Raw genomic sequence first — 22,220 nt, 5'->3', positions numbered from 1 at the left:
GCGCGAATTTGGTAATATCGGGCAGAACGGACATCGGCGATGAAAAGGTTTGTCATCGGGCTATTTCTGGCGGCCGTCGCGCTGGTGCCCTCGCTTCATGCGGAACCGTTCACCACGACCGCCCCCATCGCCCTCGTGATCGAGACCGGTTCGGGCACGGTCCTGCTCGACAAGAACGCCGACAAGCCGGTCGAACCTGCCGCCATGGCCAAGATCATGACCGTTGCCGTCGTCGCCGAGGCTCTGCGCAAGGGCCACGCTTCGCGAGAGACCGAATATCCGATTTCGGAGGACACCTGGCGCAAGGGCGGCGCGCCCTCGGGCAGTGCCACCATGTTCGCTGCGGTGAGGAGCCGGGTGCGGGTCGAAGATCTCTTGCGCGGGGTGATGGTCCAGGCCGCCAATGATGCCTGTCTGGCGTTGTCGCAGGGCCTCACGGGCCAACTCGATGGCCTGGTACCGCGCATGAACACGCTGGCCGCCGAAATCGGATTGCAGCACACGCAGTTTCGCAATGTCACCGGATTTGCCGACCCGGCCCAATTGACCACGGCACGGGATCTGGCCCGGCTGCTCGGCTGGCTCCGCCGAAACGAGCTGGACATCTATGCGATCTATCAGGAACGGGATTTCACCTGGAACAAGATACGGCAGACCAACCGCAATCCCCTGCTCACCCAGGGACTAGGGGTCGATGGGGGCGTTACCGGCGCCTCCGACACCGCAGGCTATGGCGTGGTCGTTTCGGCGCTTCACGGTGATCAGCACTTCATCATGGTACTGCACGGTCTTCAATCCAATGCCGAGCGAGCGAGCGAAGCCAGGCGCGTCCTCGAATGGGCCGAAAATTCATTCCGCCCGCGCCTGGTCTTCTCCAAGGGGGAGATCGTGGGTGAGGCTACCGTCTATGGCGGCACGACCAATGCCGTGCCGGTTGCGGCCGATCGCGACATTTCCATGCTGGTAGACAACGACGGCGCCGAAAAACTCAGCGCCAAATTGCTCTATGACGGGCCGCTCGAGGCACCGGTGCAGAAAAATGCCGCCGTCGGTCGGCTCCAGATTTTGCGCGAGGGACAGATTTCGCTCGAAATTCCCCTGTATGCAATCGCCGATGTACCAGTCGGCAGTCTTCCCCAACGCGCATTCGGTGCTATCTACGAGCTTGGCATCGGATTGATACAGGGTGGGCACGACAAGCGATGAAGGGCCGGTTCATAACGTTCGAAGGCGGCGAAGGGGTGGGCAAATCCACCCAGATCCGCCGGTTGGCGGCATCCTTGAACGCCCTCGGCATCGAAACCCTGCTGACGCGCGAACCCGGGGGCTCCCCTGGTGCCGAGGAATTGCGTGAGGTGCTGCTTTCCGGCGGCGCCAAGCATTTTGGCCCTTTTGCCGAAACCATTTTGTTCTATGCGGCGCGCGACGACCATCTCAACACGACGATCAGGCCCGCCCTTGCCAGGGGATTGTGGGTCCTGTGCGATCGCTTCATGGATTCGACCCGCGCCTATCAGGGCGTGCTCGGCGAGGTCGAGCCGGCCTTGATCCGCTCCATCGAACGCGTGGTCGTCGGCTCCACCGTCCCCGACCTCACGCTCATTCTCGACATGCCGGCCCGTGATGGGCTCGCCAGGGTTCGATCTCGTGGCACGGCTATCGATCGCTTCGAAGGCGAGAGCCTGATTTTCCATGAAAAGCTGCGCGAGGCCTTCCTGGCCATCGCGGAATTCGAGCCCCGCCGCTGCGCCGTCGTCGACGCCTCCGCCTCACAGGACGAGGTCGCCGCGGCGATTCTCGGCGTCGTGAGAAAGAGGCTCGATCTCGATGCCACACGGGTGCTGGCATGAGCGAGCGTTTTGAAAGCGACATGCTGGCTGACAGCCCGCATCCGCGCGAAACCATGCAACTGATCGGCCAGGACAGAGCGGAGCAGGCGCTGCTGACCGCCTATCGCTCGGGCCGCATCCATCATGCCTGGCTTTTGGGCGGGCCGGAAGGCGTCGGCAAGGCGACGCTGGCCTACCGCATGGCCAAATTCGTACTGACCCATCCGGACCCTCATCACCTCGACGGGGCCACGAGCCTCTCGGTCGCCGCCAATGCAGCGCCCGCACGCCAGATCGTGTCGCAATCCCATGTCGATCTTGCGGTGTTGCGCCGTCTTCCCAACGACAAGACCAAGGGCTTCTATTCCAATATTCGCGTCGACGACGTGCGCAACATGGTGCGTTTCCTCGGTTCGACCGCCGGGGCAGGGGGCTGGCGCATCGCCATCATCGATTCTGCCGAGGATCTGGCCAGGGAGGGCGCAAATGCCCTGCTCAAAGTGCTGGAGGAGCCGCCGCCGCGCGTGCTTTTCCTGATGATCTCGCATCAGCCGGCCCGCCTCCTGCCCACCATCCGCTCACGCTGCCGGCTGCTCACGCTCGATCCACTCGGCGAGGCCGATGTGCTCAGAGCCGCTGCGCAGGCGCGCCCGGATCTGTCCGAGGAAACGCTAGCCGCGGGGGCCGCCCTGGCGCAGGGCAGTGTAAGGCGAGCCCTGACCCTGGCAGACGGGGAGGGGGTGTCACTCCACCGTTCCCTCGCGGATCTGTTGGCCAAGCTGCCCCGCATCGATGTGGCTGCCGCCCATGCTCTCGCAGACCGCTGCGCCAACAAGGCCGGCGACGAGAATTTCGCGCTCCTGCTCGATTTCCTCGACGAGTGGCTGCATCAACGCCTGCTGGCAGCCCGCGACGAATCCGTGCCCCGCCTTGCACGCTGGGCACAGGTATGGGAGAAGGCCCGTCACGCTGCGCGTGACGTCGAGGCCTATAATCTCGACCGCAAACCTTTCGTGCTCGCGACCCTCGGCTTGCTCGCCGAAGCCTCCGCGGCCTAAACCAGCCAGAGCTCGGCAATCCGCCGGGAAGTTGGGGTTCCAGGCATTTTTCGCCTGCCAGGGGCCAAAAACGCCCGTAGCTACAATCACCAGAGCAAAGCACGTTGCGACGGAAACGCTGCTTTGCTCTACCTCTTTGGTTAGACGTGTTTTTGCGATTCTCGGCGCTTTCGCCAAATCGCAAAACGCTTTCGGCATTTTCCGGCGAAAAGTCTCCCAACTTTACCCGAAAATGCTCTACATCAGGAATCCCTGATGCGCGGCCTGGCTGGCGGTGTCGCGCATCGTTGTCAGGAAAAGCGTCATCGATGGCCGAGAAAGACACCTATTACATCACCACGGCGATCTCCTATCCCAATGGCAAGCCCCATATCGGACATGCCTATGAGTTGATCGCAACCGATGCCATCGCCCGTTTCAAGCGGCTCGACGGGAACGAGGTGTTCTTCCTGACCGGTACCGACGAGCATGGCCAGAAGATGCTGCAGACAGCAGCCAAGCAAGGCAGCACGGCCCAGGCACTGGCAGACCAGAACTCGGAATATTTCCGCGAGATGGCCAAGACGCTCAATGCGTCGAACGACGATTTCATCCGTACCAGCGAGGAACGCCACTACCGCGCCTGCCAGGAGATCTGGCGCCGGATGGAGGCGGCGGGCGACATCTACCTGTCCAAATATTCGGGCTGGTATTCGGTGCGCGACGAAGCTTTCTTCGACGAGAAGGACCTGGCGCTCAATTCGGACGGCTCCCGCACGGTGATCGAGACCGGCGCCAAGGTGGAATGGGTGGAGGAAGAGAGCTATTTCTTCCGCCTCTCCGCCTATCAGGATCGCCTGCTCAAGCACTATGAGAGCCATCCCGGCTTCATCGGCCCGGAAGAGCGCCGGAACGAGATCATGAGCTTCGTGCGCTCGGGCCTGCGTGACCTTTCCATCAGCCGTACCACCTTCGACTGGGGCGTGCCGGTTCCCGGCAACCCAAAGCATGTCATGTATGTCTGGGTCGATGCCCTCACCAATTACCTAACGGCGACGGGCTTTCCGGACACGGATACCGAACGCTCGAAATTCTGGCCGGCCAGCGTGCACATCATCGGCAAGGATATCGTGCGCTTCCATACGGTGTATTGGCCGGCTTTCCTGATGTCGGCGGGTCTGCCTTTGCCGCATCGCGTCTTCGGCCATGGCTTCCTGTTCAACCGCGGCGAGAAGATGTCGAAATCGGTCGGCAACGTGATCGATCCGTTCACGCTTGCCGAGCATTACGGCGTCGACCAGCTGCGCTACTTCTTCCTGCGCGAAGTTCCCTTCGGCCAGGACGGCAATTATTCGCATGAGGCGATCGTCAACCGCATCAATGCCGACCTCGCCAATGATTTCGGTAATCTGGCCAATCGCTGCCTGAAGATGATCGCGGCCAATTGCGGCGGCAAGGTACCGAGCCCCGGCGATTTCCTGCCCTCCGACGAGCAATTGCTGAAGACAGCGGACAACCTCATCTGGCAGGCGCGCGACTCCATCTTCAATTTCGCCCTGCATTCCATCCTCGCCGATCTGTGGAGCGTGGTGGGCGAAGCGAACCGCTATTTTGCTGCCGAAGAACCGTGGAAGCTGAAGACCAGCAACCCGGCCCGCATGGAAACCGTGCTCTATGTCACCGCCGAGGTGGTTCGCCAGATCGCCATCCTCGCCCAGCCGGTGATCCCGACCGGCGCGGCGCGTATGCTCGACCTCCTGGCCGTGCCTGAAGATGCCCGTGACTTCGATCACCTCGGCGTTGACGGCCGTTTGTCGCCGGATGTTGCCTTGCCAGCGCCCGAAGCTGTCTTCCCCCGCTATGTCGAAGCGACTGACAGCGCGGGCAAGGCGTAAAGTTGTTTGGTAAGCCATGCTGATCGATAGCCATTGCCATCTCGACTTCCCGGACCTGCAGGCCGAGATCGACGACGTCGTTGCGCGTGCCCGCAAGACCGGAGTGGGACGCATGATCACCATCTCCACCCGCATCCGCCAGTTCGAGAGGATCAAGGCGCTGATCGAGACCTACGACGATGTCTTCGGCTCGATCGGCACGCACTGCCTGCATGCCCATGAAGAAGACGATATTCCCCTAGAGACCATCCTGGAACTCGCCGCCCATCCCAAGGTGGTGGCGATCGGCGAGGCCGGGCTGGACTATCACTATGACTATGCGCCGCGCGATGTACAGGCGCGCGGCTTTCGCAAGCATATCGCCGCGGCTCGGCTCACCGGACTGCCGCTCGTGATCCATGCCCGCCAGGCTGACCAGGACATCGGCGACATTCTCGAAGAGGAAATGGGGAAGGGCGCTTTCAGCGCCGTCCTCCATTGCTACTCGTCGGGCCCCGAACTGGCTCGCCGGGGGCTTGGGCTCGGCTTCTACGTTTCCTTCTCCGGCATCCTCACTTTCAAATCGGCCGAGGAGATCCGGGACATCGCCCGCCTCGTCCCCCATGACCGTCTGCTGGTGGAAACGGACGCTCCCTATCTGGCGCCCATGCCGTTCCGCGGCAAACGCAACGAGCCGGCCTATGTAGCCAACACGGCGCGGGTTCTGGCCGATACTATCGGCCTGAGCGAGAGCGAGGTCGCACGGCAGACCAGTGAAAACGCCTTTCGTCTCTTCACCAAAATGCCTCGTCCCGACGGCATCAAGGCGGCAGCCTGACGCCGATGACGTTGATTGCGACATTATTGGGCTGCGGTTCCTCCGGCGGCGTCCCCCGCGTCGGGTTTGGCTGGGGCAGTTGCGATCCCGCCGCCCCCCGAAACCGGCGTCGGCGCTGTGCCTTGCTGCTTGAACAGGACAGGGCAGAGGGCGGCCGCACCACGGTGCTGATCGATACCGGCGCTGACATGCGCCAGCAATTGTTGGATGCCGAGGTCAAGGCGGTCGATGGCGTACTCTACACCCACGACCATGCCGACCATACCCACGGCATCGACGATCTGCGCGTGCTGGCGCTCTACCAGCGCAGCCTCGTCGACGTCTATGCCGACAAGCGCACCGCCGCCTTGCTGCGCAGCCGCTTCGACTATTGCTTCGAGACGCCGCAGGGGTCGTCCTATCCTCCCATCCTGACACTCAACACCATCACGATTGGACAAGCCGTCAGTATCGGCGGCGCCGGAGGCTCAATCACGGCCTTGCCGTTCGAGCAGGATCACGGCGACATCCAATCCCTGGGCTTCAGGATCGGCGATTTCGCTTATTCCAGCGATATCAATGGTCTGCCGAAAGAAAGCGAAGCATTGCTGGAGGGCCTCGACACCTGGATCGTCGATGCTCTTCGTCCTACGCCGCATCCCAGCCATTGGTCGTTGCCGGAAACGCTGGCCTGGATCGAGAAACTGAAACCGCGGCGCGCCATCCTGACCAACATGCATACGGACATGGACTATCAGACCCTGCGGCGCACCCTGCCGGAAGGCGTTGAGCCGGGCTATGACGGCATGCGTATCGAACTGGCGCTGCCGAGAGCAAAACGCGTTTAGACGGAAACATGCTGCTCACGCTCTTTCGTTCCAAGCCAATCCAACGGATTGGCTGAAGCGTCTTTGTGATTCCTGGCGCGACCGCCAAATCTCAAAACGCTCTGGAACAAATTAACCGCACGCGTCGAAATGTGACGTTGATGTTCATGCTATTTCAATTGCTTATGTGATAGATTCGTCCGTCTTGTCACCAAGGGGATTCGTCCTAAGGAATTGTTCGGTTGGCTGGTCAGCACGTTTTTCTCAATCTTCTCGCCGGTATCGCACTTCTGATCTGGTCCACTCGTCTGGTGAAGACAGGCATCATGCGGGCCTTCGGGGAACGATTGCGTGGTGTGATTTCGCGCGCCACCTCCAACCGCTTTTCGGCTTGCCTGGCCGGAGCGGGGGTGGCCGCAGCCCTTCAGAGTTCGACCGGCTCGACTCTTCTGGTGATGTCCTTCGTCGAACGGGGCTTCCTCACGCTCGGCATGGCCCTGGCCGTGCTGCTGGGCAGCAATGTCGGTACCACGCTCGTGGTCCAGGCCCTGTCCTTCGATCTTTCCGCCCTGATGCCGGTTCTGCTGATCGCCGGCGTGGCCGCGTTCATGCTCGGGCGTTCATCCGTCTCGCAGAACGTCGGCCGCGCCATGATCGGCCTGGGCCTGATGATCCTGTCGCTGCATCTGGTCGTCGGGATCGCCGAGCCGATCCGCCAGAGCGAAATCATGACGCTGATCTTCGAACGCCTCAACGGCCAGCCCTGGGCCGCACTGCTGATCGGCGCCGCGCTGGCCTGGCTGGTGCATTCGAGCGTGGCTATCCTGCTTCTGGTGATGTCGCTCACCGGGGCAGGGGTCGTGGGCATTCCGCTCGGCCTTGCCCTGGTGCTGGGTGCCAATATCGGCTCCGGGCTCGCACCGCTGGGCCTGTCCCTGACAGCGCCGATTGAAGTCCGGCGCGCTTTGTTCGGCAATCTCGGTACCCGAGTGGTCGGAGCCGTCGTGCTGCTGCCACTGATCGGCCTCATCCAGCCCTGGCTGGCGCAACTGGAGGCCTCGGGAGCCCGCCAGATCGCCAATTTCCATGTCGGCTTCAATCTGCTGCTCCTGGTCGTCTTCCTTCCCTTCATCGACCAGACCGCCCGCCTGCTCGAAAGACTGGTGAAGGCCCCGGAGGCGCCGATCGGCGAGCGCCCCTCGCCGGTTCTCGACGAGGGAGACTTCGACAGTCCCTCGGTCGCGCTGGTCGCGGCCTCGCGCGAGGTGATCAGGCTGGCTGAGCTCGTTGAAATCATGCTGCGGGAATCGATCATAACCTTCGAGGAGAACGACGATTCCCGGCGCAAGCAGATCAGCCAGCTCGACTATCAGGTCGACCGGCTGCAGGAGAATATCAAGCTTTATCTGACCCGACTGACGCGCACGCCGCTCGACAAGGATATGAGCCGCAAAGCATTCGAACTCATCCTGTTCACCACCAATCTCGAACATGTCGGCGACATTCTCGACAAGACCCTGCTGGAATTGGCGGCCAAGAAGCAGCGGCTCAATTTGAGCTTCTCTAGCGAGGGCTGGGCCGAGATCAAGGCCATGCATCGCGAAGTGGTGGCACAGATGCGGCTCGCCATCACTGTGTTCATGACCCAGGATCCCGTCATGGCTCGCCAATTGGTGGTCGCCAAGGATCATATCCGCAATTTCGAACGCTCGGCGGCAGAGAGCCACCTCAACCGCCTGCGTGCTGGCACGCTAGCCTCGATCGAGACCAGCTCGCTGCATATGGACGTCATCCGCGACCTCAAGCGCATCGTCGCGCATCTGACCGCTGTGGCCTATCCGATCCTCGAGGCGGCGGGCGAGCTTTCGACTTCCCGCCTCAAGGATGCCGGATAAAATCTATTTCTATCCAATACGATAAATCGACTTTCTCATAAAAGAGGTAGGCAGCCTGAGCCGCAATCAGCCTGGTGCGGCCGTGAGATTTCGCACCACGTCGAGGAGCACGGCCGCACCGGCAACCAGATCCGCATCCGGCGTGAACTCCTTGGGATTGTGGCTGATTCCGGCGATGCTGGGCACGAAGATCATGGCTGAAGGTGCTATCCGCGCCATCATCTGCGCGTCGTGCCCGGCACCGGAAGTCATCCGACGGCAGCGCAGGCCATTCCGGCCTGCCGCCTGTTCGATCTGCTCCACCAGCCCATTGTCGAACACCACCGGTTCGAAGCGGGCGAGACGCTCGGCGCAGACCGTGACGCCCTCCGACCGGGCCAGCCCCTCCAGGAACGAGGCGAGGTCACTTTCCGCCTCGCGCAGGCGCGTTTCATCGGGATCGCGCAGGTCCACGGTGAGGATCGCCCGTGCCGGGATGACGTTGATGGCATTCGGCTCGAACTGAAGACTGCCGACGGTCGCCACTGACGGTGTATTGGTGGCAACAGCCTTTTCGCGCAGAAAGGTTATCACGCGTGCGGCGGCATGGCCGGCATCATGGCGCAGGGACATCGGGGTGGTGCCGGCGTGATTGGCGACACCCTCGATGGTGATGCGCTGCCAGGAGATACCCTGAAGCGTCTCGACGGCGCCGATGGCCAGGCCTTCGCGTTCGAGCACCGGACCTTGCTCGATGTGAAGCTCCAGATAGGCATGCGGCTTCAGGAATCCCGGCTCCAATTCGCCCGCATAGCCGATCCGCCGCAACTCGTCGCCAAGCCTGGTCCCATCGGTGCCGATGGAGGCCAGCGCCTCCTCGATCGACAATCCCCCGGCATGGACGAGGGAACCCATCATATCGGGCGCGTAGCGCACGCCCTCCTCATTGGTGAAGGCGGCTACGGCGATCGGCCGACTTGGGCGCCAGCCCGATGATTTCAGCGTCTCGATCACTTCGAGACCCGCCAATACGCCGTAGCAGCCATCATAGATCCCCGCATCGATGACGGTGTCGATGTGGGAGCCGAGCAGAAGCGGTGCCTCGTCCGGCACGCTCTCCGGCCGCCAGATGCCGAAGATATTGCCGATCCTGTCGATCCCAACCTCGAGGCCCGCTTCGTCGAGCCACCCCATCAGGCTGTCGCGTCCCGCCTTGTCGGCATCGGACGCTGCCAATCGGACCAATTGACCGTTTTCGCCCCGGCCGATCGTCCCAAGGCTGCGCAATCGCCCGAGCAGACGCTCGGCTTGGATGGAGTTCTCGCTCATACCCGATACTCCGCGCCTGCCATCTGCACATCCTCCGGCCCGAGGCCGACCAATTCACGGTAACGCGCGGGATCGGTGGCGCCTTCACTGTTGATCACCAGGATGCGAGCATCGCTATCCAGGCCGAGCGTCCGACGCATGGCTTCGTCTCCAGCGGCCTGGAGCAAGCCAGCAAGACCGGCTGCTCCACTCTCGCCGGCGACAATGGCCGGATCGCCCGGCAAAGGCCGCGCCAGGCTGTTCATCGCCGCAATCGCCTCCTCGTCCTCCACCGTCATGAAGGCATCCGCCACGCGGGCCAGAATCCGCCACGCGACCTGGGAGGGTTCGTAGCATTCCAGCATCGCCATCACCGTGGGAGCGCCATGGCTGACCTTTACGGGATGGCCGGCCTTGGCACTGGCGAAGATACAGGCCGAGAGAGTGGGCTCGACCACCACCAGTTTCGGTCTGTGTGCTCCGAGGACGAGTGCGGCATGGCCACCGAGCGCCGCCGCAATGCCGCCGACACCGGCCTGAACGAACAAATGGGTTGGCGGCTCGCGCATCTGTCGCAAGGCCTCGCGCAAGATGGTGGTATAGCCCTGCATCACCAGACCTGGGATACGCTCATAGTCCTCCCAGGAGGTATCCGAGACGACAGTCCAGCCCTTGGTTTCACTGACACGGGCGGCCTCGGTTACGGATTCATCATAGGTGCCGTCCACGCGCATGATTTCCGCCCCGAAAGCGGCGATCGCCGCCACGCGCCCCGGGCTGACGCCGCCATGCACGAAAATCACGGCCTTCGCCCCGACGAAGCGGGCTCCTTGCGCCACGGAGCGGCCATGATTGCCATCGGTCGCGCAGGCGAAGATCATCCCGGCGGCAACCGACCTGACGTCGGCCTGGCCGAGTTCGGAGTAGTCGATCTGCCGCCCCAATTGCAGGCAGGCCCTCTCGATCACCAGCCGCACCACGGCATAAGCTCCGCCAAGAGCCTTGAAACTACAAAGACCTAGACGATGCGCCTCGTCTTTCACAAGGAGTTCGCCGATGCCGAGCCGCGCCGCAAGCGCGGACAAAGAGAGCAGGGGAGTCGGGCGATGATCGGCACGGACGGCCAGGAAACGCTCGACTTCGTCAGCCCCGTCGTCCCCCAATATGGCACTGTCACCGACGAGGAGCGGGGAGCGATGATGAGGACCGGCATTGGCGAGAAACATCGTGGATCTCCAATTTCCAGGCGCAATCCTATTGCGCATCGGGCGATGAATGCGCTCTGATTGAGCGGTATTGACGCAATTTTGTATCGTCAGGTCCGCATGTCGCGCATTTCCGGCTCATCTCTCGAACTCGACGCGTTCGACGTCGCCATCCTGGCGATCCTGCAGCGCGACAACCAGACACCGCAGCGCAGGATTGCCGAGGCCATTCATCTGTCGGCACCGGCCGTGCAACGCCGCATCCACCGCTTGGAAGCGGGCGGCATCATCACCGCCAATGTCGCCTTGCTCGATCCGGCAAAAGTTGGCCAGCACCTGACCATCGTGGTCAATGTCGACCTGGAGCGTGAGCGAAGCGCCTTGATCGACGAGGCCAAGAAGGCATTTCTGGCCGAGAGCGGCGTGCAGCAATGCTATTATGTCGCCGGAGAAACGGATTTCGTGCTGATCCTGAACGTGCCGTCGATGGGCGATTATGAAGCGCTGACACGCCGGCTGTTCTTCGCCAACAGCAACATCAAACGCTTCCGGACTTTCGTGGTAATGGACCGGGTCAAAACCGGCACCGCCTTGTCCCTGGACAAGGTTCCGGGCGTCTCGGCAGCCCAATGAGGTCTCAAGATTGTAGATTTGAATTATCTTATAACATATTGAATTATAACAATAAATATGTAATTATATGACGAATTAGCATTGCCTTCATGACCAAGATTTCATATTGGCGGCCTTGAAGCGGCCGGGTTCTTGGCACCACATCCGGCCGTGCTGATCGATCCGGTCGAATCCCAAGATGGAGACGTCCGAAAGTTCGTGGCGAGCTTGGGCTGGGCGATCGTAGAGGAGCAAGACGAATAATGGATCTGAACAATCTGCTTGGAAAAGTGCTGGGTGCCGGCGGTCAAGTTCTCAACACGCCAGGCAAGAAACTGGCGGCTGGTGGCGCAGCGGCGGGCATCCTGTTTACAGAGACCGGTCGGGACCTGGCTGGCGCGGCTGTCAAATATGGCGGTATTGCCGCTATCGGCGCGCTGGCGCTGCATGCCTGGCAGCGTAGCCAGGCTGGGCAGGCCGGCGCTCCGGCAGCGGCTGACAACGGCACGGCCGCAGCGAACAGCGCGCCCGGCGGCTTCCTGCCACCGCAATTATCGACCCCACAGCCGCTGCCGCCCGTTATCGAGGCGCGTGCAGTGGAGGCACTGCCGGTGGAAACCCCGGCCGCGGCTGAAAGCCATGCCAAGCTCTTGCTGGGGGCCATGATCAACGCGGCCAAGGCCGACGGCAATGTCGATGCCGAGGAGCAGAGCCTGATCCTCGGACATGCCGACAAGCTCAATCTCTCCGACGAGGAGCGCAACTTCCTGTTCCAGGAGTTGAGCAAGCCGTTCGACATGGAACCGATCGTGCGCGGCGCAAGCACGCCGGAACTGGCCGCCGAAGTCTACGCCGTTTCGCGCATCGCTGTCGGCGCAGCATCACCGGCCGAGAATTCCTACCTGCATGTACTGGCCGGCCGCCTGAAGCTGCCACAAGCCGTCACGGGCCAGATCGACAGCGGCCTGGCGGCCGTCGGCCGATAGACGACCGACCGGACACCGGATCGCATCGGTCTTGTACACCGACCGAGACCGGGCTTTTGGAGGAAAGCCCGGTTTATCAAGCGCTTGGCCCGGCCGGAGGCATGGGATTATGTTCCATAATATATCTTATGCGAATTAGAGATGTGGGGTGGCGCCCCACTCCCGAACCAGTTTCGGTCGGCATGTACGGCGACCTTGAGCCAGCGGCACCGCCGGAAATCGCAGCCCGCTGATCAAGGCTCTTCCAGGCTGTCGTACCGCTCATGAGCCACCTAACGGTCATGCCGTCCGGCTAGAACCTCGACAAGGCCGCGGTGAGCCTCGCAACGCATTCATGTTGCCGCCTGGTCGACGGCCGTTCATATGCGTGCCAATTTCAGCCAGTAGGACCGCCGTTTGCTTGGAGGTGGCCTGATGCGCCGCATACTGCTTTTCTGCCTGCTCTTGCTCGCGTCGCCGGCCCAGGCCGCATCGGACTTGACGGATGGCGTATGGCTGACGACTGGTTATGGCCACGCCTATGCGATTGACGGCGAACATTTGCAGCGCTTCGAGATCACGGCGATCAGCTGTCAGAAATCCGCCTCGGCCGAGCGCGTCGCGGCTTCCGGGAACGCCGTGCGGTTTGCCGGTTCCAGTGTCAATAACGACACCGGCGTGACCGATGCCTTCGTTTTCCGGCCAGGACAACAGCCGAACCAGCTCGTACTGAACGTCGACGGTGTCGCCACGCAGACCCAACTCACCCGTATCGACGCGCTGCCTGCGGCCTGCTCGCAAACCTCCTCCATCGATCCCGTCACCAATTTCGACGTTTTCGTTCGGACTTTCGCCGAACATTATCCCTTCTTCACCCAGCACCGCGTGGACTGGGTTGCCATGACAGCCGCGCATCGTGCAACGATCAGCTCTGCCACGGACGAACAAACGCTCTTTGCGCATTTTCGTGAGATGCTGGCGCCGCTCGAGGATGCTCATGTCTGGATCGAGGCACCGGCCCTCCATCTGGAATTCAGCGGCTGGCGTTCTCCCACGGCCAGGAGTGAGGCAATTCACCAGCGGGCGCTGGCCATCGTCGAAAAACGCTTCCTGACGACACCCCTCGCCTGGTACTGCAACCGCCAGCTCGCTTTCGGCATGCTGCCTGACGGTGTTGGCTATTTGCTGATCGTCAGTTTCGAAAACTACGACAAGAATGCCGAAAGCACGGCTCAGACAGCGGCGCTCGATGCGGCGCTGGACGATATTTTCGGCAAGGCACCGGGCTTGCGGGGGCTCATTGTCGACATCCGGCCCAATGGTGGTGGCACCGAAATGCTGGGCCTGGCGATTGCCGCCCGTCTGACCGCCAAGCCCTACCTTGCCTCCAGCAAGATCTTTCGCATAGACCCCAGCGACCCGACGAAATTCAGCAAGCCACAGCCGATCATGGTCATGCCGTCATCGCGGCCCGGCTTTTACGGGCCAATGGCGCTGTTGATGGGCCATGACAGCGTCAGTGCGGCCGAAGCCTTCGCCATGTCTCTTCAGGGACGCACGAACAAACCCGTTTTCATCGGCGAGAACACGCAGGGCGTCTTCTCCGACGTGCTGATCCGCCATTTGCCGAATGGCTGGCGCTTCGGTGTCCCCAATGAGATCTACTTGAATGAAAATGGGCAAGCCTATGATATCACGGGTGTTCCGCCCGACAAGTTGGTCGCTCTGTTCACAGACTCCGATCTCGATGCCGAACGCGACCCAGCCCTTGAAGCCGCGGCACGCGCTATCGCCGAAACGACCCGGCCGGGTCGTACGCCCAACTCCCCTAGAAATTGATGAATCACTTCATCTATCAATATCTAAGTATTGATAGATAATGGATTTATGCAACATTACAACTCGACAAGCGCCTGATTTCGGCGATCATCTCGTCGGTGCTGCGCGTGCGGCAATAATGACCGCCCATGCTGTCGATCGAAGCAAGGTGGTTCTCGGGTGACTCGGCCGCGCAGCAATCCTCGACCTGGGTCACGAGGAAGCCACGGTCGGCGGCGTCCCGTATGGCCGACTCGACGCACTGGTCGGTGACCACCCCATAGATGACCAGAAATTCCACGCCGAGATTGCGCAGCACATAGTCGATATTGGTGGCATTGAAGATGCCGGACGCAGTCTTGGGGATGATGATTTCATCGCCCCTGGGGCCGACAGCCTCGATCACTTGCGCTTCCCAGCAACCCTTCGGGAAATTCAAGCCTGAAATCTTGTGGTCCAGGCTGCGGTCGCGCCCATCCTGGGTCAGGCTTTCAAGCACGGTGAAGATCACTTCGATGCCGGCGGCCCTTGCCGCTTCCTGGAGGCGAGCCTGGTTAGGGATCACCACGCTGTCGATACGCTCGTAAAAGGCCTGCTTTGCCGCTTCCGGCGTATCGGGCATGCGTGCCCGAGCCAGGATCTGCTCGTTGAACTCGCCATTCTGCATGTCGACATTGAGCAGTGCCGTTCGGGCCGGAACGATTTCACGCTCCCGGTAGGCACCGCCCGGCGCGTCAATGGCTGGAAGGCCTGCCATGAAGTCCTCGCGGGAAGGGGTTGTTTCGTTGTAATTCAAATTACGGCTTTGCTGGTAATTGGCCTATCCTGTACCGAGGCATTGTGAAAGACAATGGCCTCCGCATGGACGTCGAGGAGAGGTATCGCCATGGAGCCCCCGAAAGCCGCCCTGCCCCAGACCGGCACGACGCTTGCCGATCGTGTCGCAGCGACCATGCCGTCCCTGAGCGATGCTGAAAAGCGGGCGGCGCGCGCCCTCCTCGCCCGCTATCCCACCACCGGCATGGAGACGGTGGCTCTGTTTGCCGAAAGAGCCAAGGTGAGTTCTCCCACCATTCTGCGCTTCGTGGCCAAGCTCGGATTTCCAGGCTATGCCGACTTCCGGCGCGCGCTGCGCGAGGAAATGGAAGCCCAGGCCGAATTCCCGCTGACGCGTCCGCATGCCGATGGCTCGATATCGGCGCTCATCGAATTCAGCGGCGCCCTGGCCGAGACGGTGCAGGGTTCGATTGCCATGATCAACGAGGCGGAACTGGCACGCCTGGTGGACATTCTCATCGATGAAAGGCGTCAGGTTTTCCTGCTCGGCGGCGATTTCACCGAACCGGCTGCGCGGCATCTCGAATTCCACCTGCGCAAGCTTCGCGGCAAGGTAAGGCTGTTCTCCTCGGCGCTGATGCGACGCGCCGACGAACTTGCCGATCTTCGGCGCAAGGACGTCGTTATCCTGTTCGACATTCGCCGCTATCAGGCCGACACGGTGCGTACGGCGGAGGTGGCCAAGAGCCGTGAAGCCGTGGTCGCCCTCTTCACGGACCAATGGATGTCGGATGCCGCCCAGGTCGCCGACATCGTGCTGAGGGCGCGCGTCGACGTCCCCTCGCCTTGGGACAGCTTGATCGGCGTGATCGCCCTGGTGGAAGCAGTCGCGCTTGCAATCGATTCCCGGCAATGGTCGATTGCCAGGGCTCGCTTCGAAACCATCGAAGGCGTACGGCAGAAGCTGCTCCCGTGACGTTTTCTCATTTTGCTAAAAATTACGGCATCACCGCTATTAACATCATCTTGTAAGAAATAATTCTCGCGTGCTAGCGTTTGTCCCAATAAAAACAGGGGAACGACACGCCAATGGCGACAAGGCCTGAAAGCGTCATCACGGTCTGCTGCAGCGACATTGCCGGTCAGGTCCGAGGCAAAGGATTTCCAGCCACCGATCTGGAGAACCGCCGCCGTTTCGGTGTCGGCTGGACCCCGACCAACATCATGATCAATTGCTTCGGCCGCATCCCCGCCACCCCCTTCGGTGCGGAAGGCGACCTCATGCTGGTGCCACAGCCGGGCGGGGATATCCGCCTGCCCTATGACGACGGTACGCCCACCGAGCACATCATCCTCGGCGACATTCAGACCATGGCGGGCGAACCTTGGGATTGCTGCCTGCGCGGCCTGCTCAAGCGCGCCCTCTCCGCGCTCGAGGCGGAAGCGGGCCTGCGCCTCATCGCCAGCTTCGAGCATGAATTCTGGTACGGCGCCGGTGAAGAGCGTCCGGGCGATTCCTACGCCGCCAGCAGCATCAGGGGCATGGAGGGCTTCATCGGCTCCTTCCTGGCGGCTTTGCGCGCCAACGATATTGCCCCCGATACCTTCCTGCCTGAATACGGCCCACGGCAGTATGAGATCACCATCGACCCGGCAGAAGGCCTGAAGGCGGCCGACCAGGCGGTGAAGCTCCGCGAGATCTGCCGCTCGCTGGCCCGCCGCCACGGCAGCCATGCCAGTTTCTCGCCGGTGGTGACGCCGGGCATCGTCGGCAATGGCGTTCACATCCATTTCAGCCTGACCGATCTTGCCGGCAAGCCGGTCTGCCACGGCACCGGATGCCCGTCCGGATTGAGCGGGATCGCTGCTTCCTTCTGTGCCGGCATCCTCAGGCACGCCCGGGCCCTGTGCGCCATCACCGCGCCCAGCGTGATTTCCTATGAGCGGCTGAAGCCGCATTCCTGGTCGGCCTATTACGCCAATCTCGCCGATCGGGACCGCGAGGCGCTCCTGAGAATCTGCCCCTATCCCGAGATCGAGGGCGTCGACGTCGCCAAGCGCTACAACATCGAATATCGCGGCGCCGATGCCACTGCGAGCCCCTATCTGCAACTGGCTATGCTGGTCTTTGCAGGACTTTCAGGCATACGCGGAGCCCTGCCCGCCCCCTTCATCTCCAGCGGCGATCCCGGGCGCTGGAGTGCCGAGGAGCGTGCTGAGCGCGGCATCGACGACTTGCCACGCAGCCTCGGCGAAGCCCTGGACGCCTTGGAAGCCGACACCGCCGCCGTCGCTTGGCTGGGCCCAGTCCTGACCAAGGCCTATCTCATGCATAAGCGCGGCGAGATCGAAATGGCCGGCGATAGGGGCCTGGAAGAACTCTGCGCCCTTTATGCGAGGGCCTATTGATGACTTCGCCCCAGCGCCCTGCCCCAACAGGCCTGCTCGCCGCCGGCGATCCGCCGCCGGTCGGCTTGCATAATGGTGAGGCATCCTCCCCCTTCTTGATCATTTGCGACCATGCCGGCAATGCAGTTCCCGCCGCGTTGGCTGGGCTGGGTTTGCCGCAATCGGAACTCGAGCGCCATATCGGCATCGACATCGGCATCCTGGGCGTGAGCATAGGCCTGTCCGATCGTCTGCAGGCGCCGCTGATATTCCAGCGCTATTCGCGTCTGGTCGCCGAGTGCAACCGCCGGCTCGGTTCGCCCAGCTTCATCGCGCCTATTTCCGATGGAACGCTGGTGCCGGCCAACCAGGATCCGACGGCCGATGACCGCCGGGCCCGCATCCGCGAGATCGTCGATCCCTATCATGCCGAGATATCCGCCCACATCGACCACAAGTTGGTGGCTGGCCTGCCCCTGATCCTGGTGTCGATGCACAGCTTCACGCACTCGCTCCGGGCCGCTCCCGCACCGCGCCCCTGGCATGTCGGCCTTTGCTATCACGACAACAGGCAATTCTCGGACCTGGTCCTCGCCGAACTGGCCGATCAGAGCGATCTCGTGATCGGGCGCAACCAGCCCTACGGCGTCAACATGGCTGAGGATTATTCCGTGCCTGTTCATGGCGAGGAACGGCAGTTGCCCTATGTCGAATTCGAGATCCGCCAGGACCTCATCGCCGAGGCATCCGGCCAAGCCGCCTGGGCGGAGCGCCTCGCTCCCATTCTGACGGCAGCCTATGCGCGCTTCGGCGTGGAGACCGGCCGATGATCCCCGATCGCAAGGCAGCTCTCGATCCCACCCGCACTGCGATCCTGGTGATCGACACCCAGGATGGCATCTTCAACGCACAAGCGGAGGCGGCACGCCCGCATTTCTATCGCTCGGCCCGCGATGTCGCCATTCCCAACATCGCGCGCCTGCTGGCTGCCGGCCGGGCAGCGGGCGCCGAGATCATCTATACCGTCATCGCCAGCCTGACCGAGGACGGGCGCGACCGCAGCCTCGACTACAAGCAGACCGGCTTTCACTTCCCGCCCAGCAGCGCTGAGACGCGAGTCATCGCCGAACTCGCGCCCGGTCGGGACGAGATGGTGCTGCCGAAAACCTCGTCCAGCCTCTTCAACTCCACCAATTTCGAATATCTCATCCGCAATATCGGGCTCGACACCATCGTGGTAACGGGTTTCCTGACCGATCAATGCATCGACCATACGGTGCGCGACGGCGCCGATCGCGGCTTTCGCATGGTCTGCCCCGTCGACGCCTGCACGACCGACACGCCCGAGCGCCACGAGCGGGCCTTGAGTGCCTTCAAGGGCTATTGCCGGCAAGCCGGTACCAATGAGTTGGTAAAAGAACTGACGAGTCCACGGAGGCGCGGCGATGGCTGAACCATCAGCGCCCCTGCTGCGCACGACCGATCTCACCAAGGCCTTCCGGGGCCTGGTCGCCTTGCGCAATCAGGCCATCAGCGTCCGGGCCGGCGAGATCGTCGGCATCATTGGCCCGAACGGATCGGGCAAGAGCACCTTCTTCAATCTGATAACCGGCTTCTCGCGGCCCAATGCCGGCACGATCGAGTTCCAGGGCCAGTCGATCGCCGGGCTGTCGACCGCTGCCATCGTCGAACGGGGCATCGCCCGCACCTTTCAGGGATCGCGCCTGTTCGGCTCGCTGAGCGTGCGGGACAATGTACTGGCCGCAGCCCAGCTTCGTCACCCCATCGGCCCGTTTGCTGCGATCCTGCGCGGCGCACGCTTTCGGGCTCGCCTCGCCGCCGCCCAACACGCCGCCGATGAATTGCTCGATTTGATGGCGCTCAAGCCGCAGGCGCTGCAGCCGGCGTCCGCCCTGCCCTATGGCGACCAGCGTCGTCTCGAAATCGCCCGCGCTTTGGCGACGCAGCCACGGCTGCTGCTGCTCGATGAGCCCGCCGCCGGCCTCGATTCCAACGAGACCCGGGTGCTGGCCGGGTTGATCCGCACCATCCGGGATCGCTACGGCATCGCGGTCGTGGTCGTCGAGCACGACATGGATCTGATCATGAATCTGTGTGAGCGCATCCAGGTCCTGGCCACCGGCGAGGTCATCTGCACGGGCACGCCGGCGGAAGTGCGCAGCAATAGCAAGGTCCGGGAGGCCTATCTCGGCCATGCCTGACGCCCGCTTCTCCTCCCCTTTGCTCCGGATCGACGGGCTCGAAGTCAATTTTGGCGCGGTACGCGCGCTCAAGGGCGTGTCCCTCGATGTCGGCCAGGGTGAAGTCGTCGCCCTGGTCGGCGCCAACGGCGCCGGCAAGAGCACGACGCTACGCACGGTCTCCGGCCTGAATCGTCCGAGGGCCGGCAGCATCACCTTCGCGGGCCGGGCCATCGCAACACTTCCTCCGGCCGAGATCGTGCGGATCGGCATCTCGCATAGTCCGGAGGGTCGGCGCCTGTTCGGCGGCCTGACGGTGGCCGACAATCTGCGCCTCGGCGCCTGCACGCGACATGATCGCGACGGCATCGTCCGTGACCTGGAACGCATGTTCGCCCTGTTCCCCATTCTCAAGCAGCGCCTGACGCAATTAGCAGGCACGCTTTCGGGCGGCGAGCAGCAGCAGCTTGCCCTCGCTCGCGCCATGATGGCGGCCCCTCGCCTCCTTCTGCTCGACGAACCCTCGCTCGGCGTCGCTCCCCTGCTGGTCCGCCACATCTTCGATGCGCTGGCCGAGCTCAAGCGTCAGGGCATGACCATGCTCCTGGTCGAGCAGAACATCGCCATCGCCCTGGAACTGGCCGACCGGGCCTATGTGCTGCGCACCGGCCGCGTGGTGCTGTCGGGCAGTTCGGCCGAGCTGACGGCCAATGACCGCGTCGCGCAAGCCTATCTGGGGGCGGACGAATGAACGGGTTCGAATATGTCCTCCAGCAGGTCATCAATGCCATCAGCCTCGGCAGCCTCTACGCCCTGGTCGCCGTGGGCCTGTCCATCGTCTTCGGTGTGCTCAAGCTGACCAATTTCGCCCATGGCGACGTGATGATGGTGGGTGCCTTCACCACCGTGATCCTCGGCGCGGCCGGCATGCCTTTCGCCCTCGCCATGCTCTGCGGCATCCTCGCTGCGGCCCTGGCGGGCTTCGTGATCGAGCGCGTCGCCTATCGGCCCATCCGCAACGCACCCGACGTCACCCGGTTGCTGACCAGCCTTGCCGTCACCTACATCCTTGAAAATCTCGGCATCCTGGCTTTCACCTCTTCGCCGCGCAATTTTCCCCTGCCCGATTTGCTCAACGGTTCCTGGCAACTGGCCGATGGTGCCATCACCTTCACCAACATCAACATCCTGACCATCGCCCTCTCCTTCCTGTCGCTGCTGGGGCTGGGGTGGTTCATCACCCGCACCACCGTCGGGCTCGGCATGCGGGCGGCGGCCGAGGACATGTCGGCCGCCCATCTCGTCGGCCTCGACGTCAACCGCGTCATCGTGATCGCCTTCGTGGTGGCCTCCGCCTATGCCGGGCTCGCCGGCGTGCTCTGGGCGGCGCAGGCCGGCGTCGTCCAGCCCCAGATGGGCTTCACGCCCTTGCTGAAGGCCTTCGTCGCGGCGATCATCGGCGGCTTCGGGTCGATCGCCGGCGCCCTCGTCGGCGGCTACATGCTCGGCGCCCTCGAGATCTTCATCGTCGCCTTCCTGCCCGATGCGGTGACACCCTATCGCGACGCCATCGTTTTCAGCCTGCTGATAGCCTTCCTGCTGTTCCGTCCCGGCGGCCTGCTGCAGCCCAATCGCGAGATCAAGCTATGAAAGCAGGCCTGCGCCTTCCGCTCACCGCTGCGATCGGCATCGCTCTCGCCACCGTGGTCGCCATCAGCGCCCCCCTTGTCCTGAGCGACTATTTCACCCGCATACTCATCCTGATCGCACTCAATTCGGTGCTGGTACTCTCGCTCTCGCTCAGCAACGGCTTTACCGGCGTGTTCTCGCTGGGCCATGTCGGCTTCGTCGGCGCGGGGGCCTATGCCTCGGGCATCCTGTCGCTGACGGTGCAGCAAAAGGCTGCCTTGCTGCCGCATTTGCCGGCCCTGCTGTCGGGCTTCAGCCTGCCCTTCCTGCCGGCAACCCTGGCCGCCGGCCTGTTCACGGCCCTGCTCGCGGTGATCGTCGGCTATCCCCTGATGCGCCTGTCGGGCTACTTCGTTTCTGTGGCGACCATGGGCTTTCTCATCATCGTCAATGTTGTCCTGATCAACGCAGCGGACTTCACCCGCGGCTCGCGCACCTTCACCGGCGTGCCGCTGCAGACCAATCTGCCCTGGGTGATGGCCTGGCTGGTGGTGACGCTGCTCTTGCTGGCGCGCCTCGTCTATTCCCCCTTTGGCCGCTCGATGATGGCGGTGCGGGACGACACCATCGCCGCTGGCGCCATCGGCATCGGCGTGCTGCGCACGCGCCTGATCGCCTTCGTGATCGGAGCCTTTTTCGCTGGCGTGGGCGGTTCGCTCTATGCCCATTATCTCGGCTCCTTCTCGCCGATCACCTTCTATTTCGCCATGACGCTGAACCTGATCGCCATGCTCGTCCTGGGCGGCATGGGTTCCCTTTCGGGTGCATTGATCGGCGTTGTCTGCGTCTCCCTTCTTTCGGAAATGCTGCGCTCGGCCGAGCGTGGCTTCAGCCTGCTCGGCATGACGGTGCCGCCTTTGTTCGGGGCGAGCCAGATCGTGCTCGGCATCCTCTTCATCCTGATCATGATCTTCCGGCCGAAGGGGATCATGGGCGACCGCGAATTGACGTTCGGGGCAACCAAAACATCGGCGAACAATCCATCAATTGAGAGGTGAC

At 62.6% G+C, this 22,220-nt stretch carries 21 protein-coding genes; 18 read left to right on the top strand and 3 right to left on the bottom strand.

The window, feature by feature from the left end; genetic code table 11:
• Window positions 1-39 precede the first annotated feature (39 nt).
• From ACR9ZN_RS10375 to ACR9ZN_RS10345, 7 genes are all read left to right on the top strand, one after another.
• On the top strand, window positions 40-1,206 hold the full coding sequence (locus tag ACR9ZN_RS10375; RefSeq protein ID WP_481272170.1) for a D-alanyl-D-alanine carboxypeptidase family protein: 1,167 nt from the start codon (window positions 40-42) through the stop codon (window positions 1,204-1,206).
• On the top strand, window positions 1,203-1,850 hold the full coding sequence (gene tmk / locus ACR9ZN_RS10370) for a dTMP kinase (protein ID WP_454813917.1): 648 nt from the start codon (window positions 1,203-1,205) through the stop codon (window positions 1,848-1,850). The genes ACR9ZN_RS10375 and tmk overlap by 4 nt, the downstream gene beginning before the upstream one ends.
• Window positions 1,847-2,887 (top strand): DNA polymerase III subunit delta', encoded by a 1,041-nt coding sequence (locus tag ACR9ZN_RS10365; RefSeq protein WP_481272169.1) that lies wholly within the window; start codon window positions 1,847-1,849, stop codon window positions 2,885-2,887. The genes tmk and ACR9ZN_RS10365 overlap by 4 nt, the downstream gene beginning before the upstream one ends.
• A gap of 308 nt (window positions 2,888-3,195) precedes the next feature.
• Window positions 3,196-4,761, top strand: a complete 1,566-nt coding sequence (gene metG / locus ACR9ZN_RS10360; RefSeq protein ID WP_441772986.1) for a methionine--tRNA ligase — start codon at window positions 3,196-3,198, stop codon at window positions 4,759-4,761.
• A gap of 16 nt (window positions 4,762-4,777) precedes the next feature.
• Complete coding sequence (locus tag ACR9ZN_RS10355; protein WP_441772987.1) at window positions 4,778-5,578, top strand: TatD family hydrolase; 801 nt, start codon at window positions 4,778-4,780, stop codon at window positions 5,576-5,578.
• Between the two features lie 5 nt (window positions 5,579-5,583).
• The gene (locus ACR9ZN_RS10350; RefSeq protein ID WP_481272168.1) at window positions 5,584-6,405 is read left to right on the top strand and encodes an MBL fold metallo-hydrolase; all 822 of its coding nucleotides are present in this window, start codon (window positions 5,584-5,586) and stop codon (window positions 6,403-6,405) included.
• A gap of 221 nt (window positions 6,406-6,626) precedes the next feature.
• Complete coding sequence (locus ACR9ZN_RS10345; protein ID WP_434956381.1) at window positions 6,627-8,279, top strand: Na/Pi cotransporter family protein; 1,653 nt, start codon at window positions 6,627-6,629, stop codon at window positions 8,277-8,279.
• 66 nt (window positions 8,280-8,345) lie between these two features.
• On the opposite strand, the gene ACR9ZN_RS10340 is transcribed toward ACR9ZN_RS10345, so the two are convergent.
• Together ACR9ZN_RS10340 and ACR9ZN_RS10335 are read right to left on the bottom strand one after the other, a co-directional pair.
• Window positions 8,346-9,587, bottom strand: a complete 1,242-nt coding sequence (locus ACR9ZN_RS10340) for an allantoate amidohydrolase (RefSeq protein ID WP_481272167.1) — start codon at window positions 9,585-9,587, stop codon at window positions 8,346-8,348.
• The gene (locus tag ACR9ZN_RS10335) at window positions 9,584-10,792 is read right to left on the bottom strand and encodes a diaminopropionate ammonia-lyase (protein ID WP_481272166.1); all 1,209 of its coding nucleotides are present in this window, start codon (window positions 10,790-10,792) and stop codon (window positions 9,584-9,586) included. Before ACR9ZN_RS10335 ends, ACR9ZN_RS10340 begins: the two co-directional genes overlap by 4 nt.
• 99 nt (window positions 10,793-10,891) lie before the next feature.
• Here ACR9ZN_RS10335 and ACR9ZN_RS10330 point away from each other — a divergent pair, with 99 nt between their 5' ends.
• The 3 genes from ACR9ZN_RS10330 (at window position 10,892) to ACR9ZN_RS10320 (ending at window position 14,187) form a co-directional block, all read left to right on the top strand.
• Window positions 10,892-11,404 (top strand): Lrp/AsnC family transcriptional regulator, encoded by a 513-nt coding sequence (locus ACR9ZN_RS10330; protein WP_454813910.1) that lies wholly within the window; start codon window positions 10,892-10,894, stop codon window positions 11,402-11,404.
• 242 nt (window positions 11,405-11,646) lie between these two features.
• Complete coding sequence (locus tag ACR9ZN_RS10325) at window positions 11,647-12,369, top strand: tellurite resistance TerB family protein (protein ID WP_481272165.1); 723 nt, start codon at window positions 11,647-11,649, stop codon at window positions 12,367-12,369.
• A gap of 414 nt (window positions 12,370-12,783) precedes the next feature.
• A complete protein-coding gene (locus ACR9ZN_RS10320) occupies window positions 12,784-14,187 on the top strand; it encodes a S41 family peptidase (protein ID WP_481272164.1) in 1,404 nt (467 codons plus the stop codon).
• Window positions 14,188-14,233: 46 nt separating this feature from the next.
• Here ACR9ZN_RS10320 and ACR9ZN_RS10315 read toward each other — a convergent pair whose 3' ends face one another.
• Window positions 14,234-14,923 carry a cysteine hydrolase family protein gene (locus ACR9ZN_RS10315; protein ID WP_481272163.1) on the bottom strand — a complete coding sequence of 230 codons (690 nt, stop codon included), beginning with the start codon at window positions 14,921-14,923 and terminating at the stop codon, window positions 14,234-14,236.
• A gap of 129 nt (window positions 14,924-15,052) precedes the next feature.
• Here ACR9ZN_RS10315 and ACR9ZN_RS10310 point away from each other — a divergent pair, with 129 nt between their 5' ends.
• The 8 genes from ACR9ZN_RS10310 to ACR9ZN_RS10275 all read left to right on the top strand — a co-directional run bounded on the left by ACR9ZN_RS10310 (window position 15,053) and on the right by ACR9ZN_RS10275 (window position 22,219).
• On the top strand, window positions 15,053-15,919 hold the full coding sequence (locus tag ACR9ZN_RS10310; RefSeq protein ID WP_481272162.1) for a MurR/RpiR family transcriptional regulator: 867 nt from the start codon (window positions 15,053-15,055) through the stop codon (window positions 15,917-15,919).
• 113 nt (window positions 15,920-16,032) lie between these two features.
• Window positions 16,033-17,352 (top strand): type I glutamate--ammonia ligase, encoded by a 1,320-nt coding sequence (locus ACR9ZN_RS10305; protein WP_481272161.1) that lies wholly within the window; start codon window positions 16,033-16,035, stop codon window positions 17,350-17,352.
• Entirely contained in the window at window positions 17,352-18,161 is an 810-nt protein-coding gene (locus ACR9ZN_RS10300) for an N-formylglutamate amidohydrolase (RefSeq protein ID WP_481272159.1), read from the top strand. Before ACR9ZN_RS10305 ends, ACR9ZN_RS10300 begins: the two co-directional genes overlap by 1 nt.
• On the top strand, window positions 18,158-18,784 hold the full coding sequence (locus ACR9ZN_RS10295; RefSeq protein WP_454813905.1) for a cysteine hydrolase family protein: 627 nt from the start codon (window positions 18,158-18,160) through the stop codon (window positions 18,782-18,784). Before ACR9ZN_RS10300 ends, ACR9ZN_RS10295 begins: the two co-directional genes overlap by 4 nt.
• Window positions 18,777-19,553, top strand: coding sequence for an ABC transporter ATP-binding protein (locus ACR9ZN_RS10290; RefSeq protein WP_481272158.1), 777 nt, complete (start codon window positions 18,777-18,779; stop codon window positions 19,551-19,553). The genes ACR9ZN_RS10295 and ACR9ZN_RS10290 overlap by 8 nt, the downstream gene beginning before the upstream one ends.
• Entirely contained in the window at window positions 19,546-20,283 is a 738-nt protein-coding gene (locus ACR9ZN_RS10285) for an ABC transporter ATP-binding protein (RefSeq protein WP_454813903.1), read from the top strand. Before ACR9ZN_RS10290 ends, ACR9ZN_RS10285 begins: the two co-directional genes overlap by 8 nt.
• Window positions 20,280-21,182: a branched-chain amino acid ABC transporter permease gene (locus ACR9ZN_RS10280; RefSeq protein ID WP_454813902.1), complete on the top strand. Its 903-nt coding sequence runs from the start codon at window positions 20,280-20,282 to the stop codon at window positions 21,180-21,182. The genes ACR9ZN_RS10285 and ACR9ZN_RS10280 overlap by 4 nt, the downstream gene beginning before the upstream one ends.
• Entirely contained in the window at window positions 21,179-22,219 is a 1,041-nt protein-coding gene (locus ACR9ZN_RS10275) for a branched-chain amino acid ABC transporter permease (protein ID WP_454813901.1), read from the top strand. Before ACR9ZN_RS10280 ends, ACR9ZN_RS10275 begins: the two co-directional genes overlap by 4 nt.
• Window position 22,220 lies beyond the last annotated feature (1 nt).

This window comes from Labrys sp. HAY1-8F (genome assembly GCF_056754975.1).
This window is presented reverse-complemented; position numbering and strand designations above follow the sequence as displayed.